Below are 9,176 nucleotides of genomic sequence, written 5' to 3' on the forward strand. Positions count from 1 at the left end.
CGACGCGGTCGAAGTGCGTGCGCACGGTGTCGCCGAGCGGCTGCTCGATCGAGTGCGGCCACTCCTCGACGGTGATCGAGGGCGCGTCGGACCCCGTCCTGCGCAGCGTGATCCAGCCGAAGCCCACCGCCCTGACCTTGCGCGCCTCGAACTCGTCGAGCCACGCGTCGTAGAGCGCCTCGTACGCGGCCGTGTCGCCCTGGTGGTCCCCCGCGTCCCTGAGCCACAACTCGGCGTACTGCGTGACGTCCTGGACCTCGCGCTGCACGATCCAGGCATCGCACCCGCGCGGCACCCACGACCTGAGCCGGTCCTGCCAGTCCTCCCCCTCCACGTGCTGCCAGTTGGCGAGGAACTGCGCGAATCCGCCCTCCCGCAGTCGATCGCCCGCCTCCTGAACGAGCGACCGGCACAGATCGTCCCCGCCCATCCCGCCGTCCCGGTAGGTCAGCCGGGCACCCGGGGAGATCACGAACGGCGGGTTCGACACGATGAGTTCGTACGTCTCGTCGTCCCGGACCGGCTCGAACAGCGAGCCCTCGCGGAGGTCCGCCCGCGGCCGGCGCGCCGGACAGCGCGAGGGTGAGCGCGGTGATGTGCAGGGCGCGCGGGTTGAGGTCGGTGGCCGTCACACGCGTGGCGTGCCGGGCCGCGTGCAGCGCCTGGATGCCGGAGCCGGTGCCGAGGTCGAGCGCGGCGGAGACCGGCGTCCGTACGGTGATGCCCGCGAGGGTGGTGGACGCGCCGCCCACCCCGAGGACGACGCCTTCCTCCCGGCTGCCGATCCCGCCGGCTCCGCCGACCGCGCACCCCAGGTCGGACACGATGAACCAGTCCTCGCCCTCGGGCCCGCCGTACGGCCGTACGTCCACGGTCGCGGCGACCTCGTCGGCGCCCACGGACACCAGCCAGCCGCTCTCCAGGCAGTCGGCGACGGGCAGCACGTCCGCCACGCGTGCGTGCGGCACGGGTTGCTGGAGGAGGAACAGCCGGACCAGCGTCTCCAGCGGGGTGTCGCCTCTCGTCGCCCGGAGGGCCGGCACGGTCTCGCTGCGGGCCAGCGCCGCGTACGCGGGGGCGCCGAGCAGGTCGAGCAGTCCGTCGGCGGTGAAGGCGGCACCGAGCAGGGCGTCCCGGAGCCGGGCGGCGACCTCCGGGCGGTCGGATGCGGGCAGCGTGGGCAGGCTGGAGTTACTCACTCCCCCATTGTGGCCGCTCGCACCGACAACATGCGTGCCACGGATCGACACAGGCCGTGCGCATGCGAAGGCCCCGGCACGCACGCGTACCGGGGCATCTTTCAGCAACTGAAAGACCGCTGCCTACAGAAGGGCTCGGGCAGAAGGGCTCAGCCCGCCGCCGACGAGGCCGCCGGGGACGCCGTCTTGCAGGCCTCCTGCTGGGTCATCGCCTTGCCGACGTCGCCCTCTTCGAGGGTCTTCAGGGCGTCGTTCCCGCTCGTGCTGAGCTTGTCCAGCGAGCTCGCGATGCCCTTGAGGCCGTCCGCGAACTTCGCCTGGTTCTTGGTGTCGAGCCCGTCCACCTGCTTCTTCAGGGCGGCGTACGACGTGGCGATGCCATTGAGCTCCGTGACCGCGTCCCGCTGCTTCTTCGCGCCGTTCTCGACGTCCGGTGCCCCGGCGGAGTTCACGGCCGCCCCGATCGCCTTGTAGGCGTCGGACATGTCCTGGAAGGCCTGCGAGTCGGTCTTCTGGACGTCCTGCGGGGTGCTGTTGTCCGAGGTCTCCTTCTGGATCGCCGCGTTGGCGGCCTGGATCTTCTTCGCCTGCGGCTGCACCGCGAGGCACACCTGCTTGGCCCAGGCGTCCAGTTTGGCGTCGCTGTCGTCGCCGCTGCCGCCGCATCCCGACAGCGCCAGTACCAGTACCGCACCGCCGGACAGTGCGGCCGCGAGCTTCTTGTTCACCGGGTTGGTCCCTTCCATGGCTCTCGGCCCCGGAACATACACGCCGGACGGACCGCACCCCCGGGCCCAAGGACCGATAGAAGCCCATTTGGGGCCATCTGCACCAAGCGAGAGAAGGCTCACGACGAGGCCCTGAACACAGACAGAACGGGCGGGCGGCGCCCACAACTCGCGCCACCCGCCCGCCCGTTGGGCCCGCCTGCGGACCCGCCTCCGGACGACCGTCTACGAAACCACCGCGGCGTCCGCCGACTTGGCCGCCTGGTCGGTGTCGTCCTCCTCCCCCACGGCGATCCCGCGCCGCTTGGAGATGTACACCGAGACGGCGATCACCAGGAACGCGAGCACCGCGATCGCGATCCGCACCCCGGTGTTCTTGTCGTCGCCGTAGCTGAACTTGATGACCGCGGGCGCGATGAGCAGCGCGACGAGGTTCATCACCTTCAGCAGCGGGTTGATGGCCGGTCCCGCGGTGTCCTTGAACGGGTCGCCGACCGTGTCGCCGATCACCGTGGCGGCATGGGCCTCGCTGCCCTTGCCGCCGTGGTTGCCGTCCTCGACGAGTTTCTTCGCGTTGTCCCAGGCACCGCCCGAGTTCGCGAGGAAGACCGCCATCAGCGTGCCGGTGCCGATCGCGCCCGCGAGGAACGAGCCGAGCGCGCCGACCCCGAGCGTGAACCCGACCGCGATCGGGGTGAGCACGGCGAGCAGCCCCGGCGTGGCCAGTTCGCGCAGCGCGTCCTTGGTGCAGATGTCGACGACGCGGCCGTACTCCGGTGTCTCGGTGTAGTCCATGATCCCGGGATGCTCGCGGAACTGCCGCCGCACCTCGTAGACCACTGCTCCCGCGGACCGCGAGACCGCGTTGATCGCGAGGCCCGAGAAGAGGAAGACGACCGCGGCGCCGACGATGAGCCCCACCAGGTTGTTGGGCTGGGAGATGTCCATCATCAGGTTCAGTGGCGCGCCCGGTCCCGAGACCTTCTCGCCGACGTCGTTGGCGGCGGTGAGGATCGCGTCGCGATACGACCCGAAGAGCGCCGACGCCGCCAGGACGGCGGTGGCGATGGCGATGCCCTTCGTGATGGCCTTGGTGGTGTTGCCCACCGCGTCCAGGTTGGTGAGCACCTGCGCGCCCGCGCCCTCGACGTCGCCGGACATCTCCGCGATGCCCTGCGCGTTGTCGGAGACCGGCCCGAAGGTGTCCATGGCGACGATCACACCGACCGTGGTGAGCAGTCCGGTGCCGGCCAGCGCCACCGCGAACAGCGCCAGCATGATCGACGCGCCGCCGAGCAGGAACGCGCCGTAGACCGCGAGACCGATCAACAACGCGGTGTAGACGGCCGATTCGAGGCCGAGCGAGATGCCCGCGAGGATGACGGTGGCCGGGCCGGTGAGCGAGGTCTTGCCGATGTCCATCACGGGACGGCGGTTCGTCTCCGTGAAGTAGCCGGTCAGCTGCTGGATCAGCGCGGCGAGCACGATGCCGATGGCCACGGCGACGAGCGCGAGGATCCGCGGATCGCCGTCCTTGGCCTTGATCGCCGCGTCGGTGACGCCGTCGAGGTCGGCGTACGACGACGGCAGATAGACGAACACCGCGACCGCCACCAGCACGAGCGAGATCACCGCGGAGATGAAGAAACCCCGGTTGATCGCGGACATGCCGCTGCGGTCGGTCCGGCGCGGCGCCACCGCGAAGATGCCGATCATGGCGGTGATCACACCGATCGCCGGCACGAGCAGCGGGAAGGCGAGCCCGGAGTCGCCGAAGGCCGCCTTGCCGAGGATCAGCGCGGCGACCAGCGTCACGGCGTACGACTCGAAGAGGTCGGCCGCCATGCCCGCGCAGTCGCCGACGTTGTCGCCCACGTTGTCGGCGATGGTCGCGGCATTGCGCGGATCGTCCTCCGGGATGCCCTGCTCGACCTTGCCGACCAGGTCGGCGCCGACGTCGGCGGCCTTGGTGAAGATGCCGCCACCGACCCTCATGAACATGGCGATGAGGGCGGCACCGAGGCCGAATCCCTCCAGCACCTTCGGCGCGTCGGCCGCGTACACCAGCACCACGCAGGAGGCGCCGAGCAGACCGAGCCCCACCGTGAACATGCCGACGACGCCGCCCGTGCGGAAAGCGATCTTCATTGCTTTGTGCGAGACGGCGGTGAGATCCTTTTCGGGCTCACCCTCCGCCGGGGTCGCTTCCCGGGCCGCCGCGGCGACACGGACATTACTGCGTACGGCGAGCCACATGCCGATATAGCCGGTGGTCGCCGAGAACACCGCGCCGATCAGGAAGAAGATCGATCGTCCGGCGCGCTGATTCCAGTCGTCCGCGGGCAGCAGCAGAAGCAGGAAGAAAACGATCACGGCGAATACGCCGACCGTGCGCAACTGCCGTCCCAGATAGGCGTTCGCGCCCTCCTGGATCGCCGTCGCGATCTTCTTCATGCTGTCGGTGCCCTCGCCGGCCGCGAGCACCTCGCGGACCAGGACGCCCGCGACCACGAGCGCTGCCAGCGCCACGAGGCCGATCACCATCACGAGGATGCGGTTGTCGTCGGTCAGGACTGCGGCTGCGAAGGTTGTGGGGTGGTCAAACTGCTGAGGGGTAGAAAGCCCCGCCATTCGTCCTCCTTGACGCCTGTGCTGAGCTCAAGATGTGGACGGATTGTAGGTACCGGAACCTGATCAAAACAGTGCGCGGCAAACGGAATTGGCCTTCGCATAGTAATGCCTTAAAAGCATTGATGCTTGATCAAATTATCGGGGCGTCGATCGGGACGCTATCCGGCATTGATCGTGAATTGATTCACGAATTCCAGCGTACCGAGGAAACCTGGTCCCCGCACGCTCGCGGCACTCTCCCGGAAATGCCGAAGGGCCCTGCTCAGCAGGGCCCTTCGGCTGTGGTGTGCGGCGGTTTCAGGAAAGCGTCGTGGCCGGCGGTGTCGTCGGCCAGGTCATACGGATCGATCCGCCGTGCTCTCCCGCGGTGACCTCGACGTCGTCGACGAGCCCGCTGATGACAGCGAGACCCATCTCGTCCTCCTCGGTCTCCGCGTCCGGATCCTCGCCCAGCGCCCCGGGCGCCTTGTCGCCGGGAGCCGAGCGTGGCGCCTCGTCGCCGACCTCGATGGAGAACTGCTTCTCCTCCTCGATCAGCAGCACCTTCACCGGGGCGGTGATCCCGCTGCTCTGGTGCAGCCCGACCGCGCGGGTGCAGGCCTCGCCGACGGCGAGTCTGACCTCGTCGAGTACGGCCTCGTCCACTCCGGCCCTGCGCGCCACCGCTGCCGCCACCAGTCGGGCGGTCCTGACGTGCTCGGGCAGCGCGCTGAAGCGGAGTTCAACGGTGGCCATGCATCCCCCTCGGGACTACGGGCGTGCTGTCGGAGGGCCGGGCCGCCGAAAGCCCGGTCCACCGGTCGTCTATACGGCCGATCGAGGAGCGGTCGGGTGACCGCTCCCTGAACGGTCGGTCAGTCGGTGGCCGCCACCGCTTCCTCGACCGAGGTGTGAATCGGGAACACCTTGGTGAGGCCGGTGATACGGAAGATCTTCAGAATGCGCTCCTGGTTGCAGACCAGGCGCAGCGAGCCCTCGTGGGCACGCACCCGCTTCAGGCCGCCGACCAGCACACCGAGCCCGGTGGAGTCGAGAAAGTCGACGCCCTCCATGTCGACGACGAGGTGGAAACTCCCGTCGTTCACCAGCTCGACCAGCTGTTCGCGCAACTTGGGCGCGGTATATACGTCGATTTCGCCACCGACCTCGACGACCGTACGATCGCCGACGGTACGGGTCGACAGGGACAGGTCCACGGATCCTCCAGCACCTTGCTATCGAGCGGTCATCCCATGGGACACCTCGGCAGAGCCCCCAGGACGGTTCGCCAGCCGCGATGGCATTCAATCACTTACCGCAGGGCGTGCACGACGCCTTGGCTCCATTGTCCGTCACGCCAGTGACACACTCGGTGCCGATGGCCAAGAATCAGCGAACCGATCGACCCTCGGCGGACCCCGTGTCCGGCCTCTCGCCGAGCACGGTTCTGGACCGGCTGGCGTCGGGACCGAGCCGGGCTTCGCGCATCACTCATACGGAGCACTTGCCCCCACGTGCGGGCCGCCATGCCGTCTGGCCTGACCGGATTCGCGCCGAGGTGATCGCCACCGTCCAGGAAGCCGGTATCGAACACCCCTGGGCCCACCAGGCACAGGCGGCCGAGCACGCCCTCGACGGCGAGTCAGTGATCGTTGCCACAGGCACCGCCTCGGGCAAGTCGCTGGCTTATCTGGTACCGGTCCTCTCGGCACTCCTCGACGGCTCCGAGGCACCGAACGGCCGTGGCACCACCGCCCTCTACCTGGCGCCCACAAAAGCCCTGGCAGCCGACCAGCTCCGTTCTGTGAAGGAACTTTCACAACCGCTGGGCAATGCCGTTCGCCCGGCCGTGTACGACGGCGACACTCCGTTCGAAGAGCGCGAGTGGGTACGCCAGTACGCCAACTACGTCCTGACCAACCCCGACATGCTCCACCGCGGCATATTGCCCTCGCACCCGCGTTGGTCCTCCTTCCTGAAGTCCCTGAAGTACGTCGTCATCGACGAGTGCCACACCTACCGGGGCGTCTTCGGCTCCCACGTAGCCCAGGTACTGCGCCGGCTGCGCCGCCTCTGCGCCCGCTACGGCTCCTCCCCGGTCTTCCTGCTCGCCTCCGCGACCGCCGCCGAGCCCTCGGTCGCCGCCCGCCGCCTCACCGGCCTCCCCGTGGTGGAGGTCGCCGACGACGCCTCACCGCGCGGTGAACTGGTGTTCGCCCTCTGGGAGCCCCCGCTCACCGAACTGCACGGCGAGAAGGGCGCCCCGGTCCGCCGCACGGCCACCGCCGAGACGGCCGACCTGCTGACCGACCTCACCGTCCAGGGCGTCCGCTCGGTGGCCTTCGTACGGTCCCGGCGCGGCGCCGAGCTGATCGCGCTGATCGCCCAGGAACGCCTCGCCGAGGTCGACCGCTCGCTGGCCCGGCGGGTCGCCGCCTATCGCGGCGGCTACCTCCCCGAGGAGCGCCGCGCCCTCGAACGCGCTCTCCACTCCGGCGAGTTGCTCGGCCTCGCCGCCACCACCGCCCTCGAACTCGGCATCGACGTCTCGGGGTTGGACGCCGTCCTGATCGCCGGCTACCCGGGCACCCGCGCCTCCCTGTGGCAACAGGCGGGCCGCGCCGGACGCTCCGGCCGGGGCGCCCTGGCCGTCCTCGTCGCCCGCGACGACCCCCTGGACACCTTCCTCGTCCACCACCCGGAGGCCCTGTTCGACCAGCCGGTGGAGTCCACGGTCCTGGACCCGGACAACCCGTACGTCCTGGCCCCCCACCTGTGCGCGGCAGCGGCCGAACTCCCGCTAACCGAAGAGGACTTGGACCTCTTCGGCCCGGCGACGGCGGACCTCCTCCCGCAACTGGAGGCCGCGAAACTGCTCCGCCGCCGCGCGAAGGCCTGGCACTGGACGCGCCGGGAACGGGCCGCCGACCTCGCCGACATCCGCGGCGGGGGCGGCCGGCCGGTCCAGATCGTCGAGAACGGCACGGGCCGCCTCCTGGGCACGGTGGACGAGTCCGCCTCCCACACGACCGTCCACGAGGGCGCGGTCCACCTCCACCAGGGCCGCACCTACCTGGTGCGCTCCCTGGACCTGGAGGACTCGGTGGCCCTGGTGGAGGAGGCCAATCCCCCCTACTCGACCGTCGCCCGCGACACCACGACGATCTCCGTCCTGGAGACGGACATCGAACTCCCCTGGGGCCAGGGCCGGTTGTGCTACGGCTCCGTCGAAGTCACCAACCAGGTCGTCTCCTTCCTCCGCCGACGTGTCATCACCGGCGAAGTCCTCGGCGAATCAAAACTCGACCTCCCCCCTCGCACCCTCCGCACCCGCGCCGTCTGGTGGACGGTCACGGAAGACCAACTGGACGCGGCCCGCATCAACCCCGAGATCCTCGGCGGCGCCCTCCACGCCGCCGAACACGCCTCGATCGGCATGCTCCCCCTCTTCGCCACCTGCGACCGCTGGGACATCGGCGGCGTCTCGATCCCCCTCCACCCCGACACCCTCCTCCCCACGGTCTTCGTCTACGACGGCCACCCGGGCGGCGCGGGCTTCGCCGAACGCGCCTTCCACACCGCCCGCGCCTGGCTCACCGCCACCCTCCAGGCCATCGCCTCCTGCGAGTGCGACGCCGGCTGCCCGTCCTGCATCCAGTCCCCCAAGTGCGGCAACGGCAACGATCCGTTGCACAAGCGGGGGGCCGTGCGGTTGCTGACGGAACTTTTGCGAGAGGCTCCGGAGGATGTGCGCGAGGCACCGGGAGAGAAGGTGGGCGGGGTTTAACGGGCGGCTGCCTGCGGCTCAGGGCGCCGGTCGTGCGGGCGCCGACGGAGGGGCGGGCCCCGGTGGCGCGAGCGCCCGTGCGACGGCGGGCCCCGGTGGCCCGGGGACCGGTGGAGGAGTAGCCCCCAGTGGCGCGGGGACCGGCGGAGGGTCGGCCCCCGATGCCGCAGGGACCGGGGGAGGAACCGGCACCGGTCCCGCGGAGGGCGCGGCAGGTGGTACGGGCCCCGCAGGACCCGCCCGTGCCCTGACCTCCGCCGCGAACGGCCCCCCGCCCGCCGACGCCGTCACATCCGACGTCTCCCCCACGATCGCGCACCGCACGAGCCGCGTCCGCTGCGCCCGCGCCACCCGCTCCGCCCGGACGCAGGCCCCCGTACCGCCCTCCGCCCAGTGGTCGGCCGCCGCGAGCGCCGCGAGATCCGCACCGCCGGCCGCACGGTGCCGGGCCACGACGGCCTGCCCCAGGGCGAGCACGACCCCGAACACGACGCACATCACGGCCATCGCGGCGAGACTCCACACGGTGGCGGACCCCCGGTCGTCCGAGTGCCCCGCGACGGGGACACGCCATCGCACAGCGACCCGGCTACGACACCTCACGGCCCCGCCCTCCCCTCGCCCACCGTCTCCTCCGCCACCGCCACGGCCTCCTCCCGCACCTCGAAGGGCAGTCCGCTCAGCACCGGCGGCCTGGCGACCACGACCACATGGACCTGGTCGCCCTCTCTGCCCACCGTGACCTTCGCGCCACGCGGTGCCGTGTCCCGGGTCACCCGGACGACCGCGTCGGCCGGGTCCTGCCGAGCCGCGGCCCGGGCGCCGGAGCGGGCCGCGGCTCGGCAGGACCCG

The 9,176-nt window shown here is 70.5% G+C and carries 6 protein-coding genes and 2 pseudogenes; 1 reads left to right on the forward strand and 7 read right to left on the reverse strand.

The window, feature by feature from the left end:
* The 5 genes and pseudogenes from JHN63_RS42060 to bldG all read right to left on the reverse strand — a co-directional run.
* Positions 1 to 1,199, reverse strand: a pseudogene (locus JHN63_RS42060) (methyltransferase); the annotation flags it as partial.
* Positions 1,200 to 1,348: 149 nt separating this feature from the next.
* Complete coding sequence (locus tag JHN63_RS42065) at positions 1,349 to 1,945, reverse strand: small secreted protein (protein WP_200690407.1); 597 nt, start codon at positions 1,943 to 1,945, stop codon at positions 1,349 to 1,351.
* Positions 1,946 to 2,152: 207 nt separating this feature from the next.
* The gene (locus JHN63_RS42070; protein ID WP_200690408.1) at positions 2,153 to 4,558 is read right to left on the reverse strand and encodes a sodium-translocating pyrophosphatase; all 2,406 of its coding nucleotides are present in this window, start codon (positions 4,556 to 4,558) and stop codon (positions 2,153 to 2,155) included.
* A gap of 297 nt (positions 4,559 to 4,855) precedes the next feature.
* A complete protein-coding gene (locus tag JHN63_RS42075) occupies positions 4,856 to 5,293 on the reverse strand; it encodes an ATP-binding protein (RefSeq protein WP_093627589.1) in 438 nt (145 codons plus the stop codon).
* Between the two features lie 119 nt (positions 5,294 to 5,412).
* On the reverse strand, positions 5,413 to 5,754 hold the full coding sequence (gene bldG, locus JHN63_RS42080) for an anti-sigma factor antagonist BldG (protein WP_003975386.1): 342 nt from the start codon (positions 5,752 to 5,754) through the stop codon (positions 5,413 to 5,415).
* 80 nt (positions 5,755 to 5,834) lie between these two features.
* Here bldG and JHN63_RS42085 point away from each other — a divergent pair, with 80 nt between their 5' ends.
* Positions 5,835 to 8,324 (forward strand): DEAD/DEAH box helicase, encoded by a 2,490-nt coding sequence (locus JHN63_RS42085; RefSeq protein WP_200690409.1) that lies wholly within the window; start codon positions 5,835 to 5,837, stop codon positions 8,322 to 8,324.
* A 216-nt stretch (positions 8,325 to 8,540) separates the two neighbouring features.
* On the opposite strand, the pseudogene JHN63_RS53360 reads toward JHN63_RS42085, so the two are convergent.
* Both JHN63_RS53360 and JHN63_RS42095 read right to left on the reverse strand, forming a co-directional pair.
* Positions 8,541 to 8,831 (reverse strand): annotated as a pseudogene (locus tag JHN63_RS53360) (Rv3654c family TadE-like protein); the annotation flags it as partial.
* A gap of 92 nt (positions 8,832 to 8,923) precedes the next feature.
* A partial coding sequence (locus JHN63_RS42095; RefSeq protein WP_200690410.1) for a TadE family type IV pilus minor pilin occupies positions 8,924 to 9,176 on the reverse strand: 253 nt, incomplete at its 5' end.

It is taken from the genome of Streptomyces sp. MBT65, assembly GCF_016612545.1.
Classification (GTDB): Bacteria; Actinomycetota; Actinomycetes; order Streptomycetales; family Streptomycetaceae; genus Streptomyces.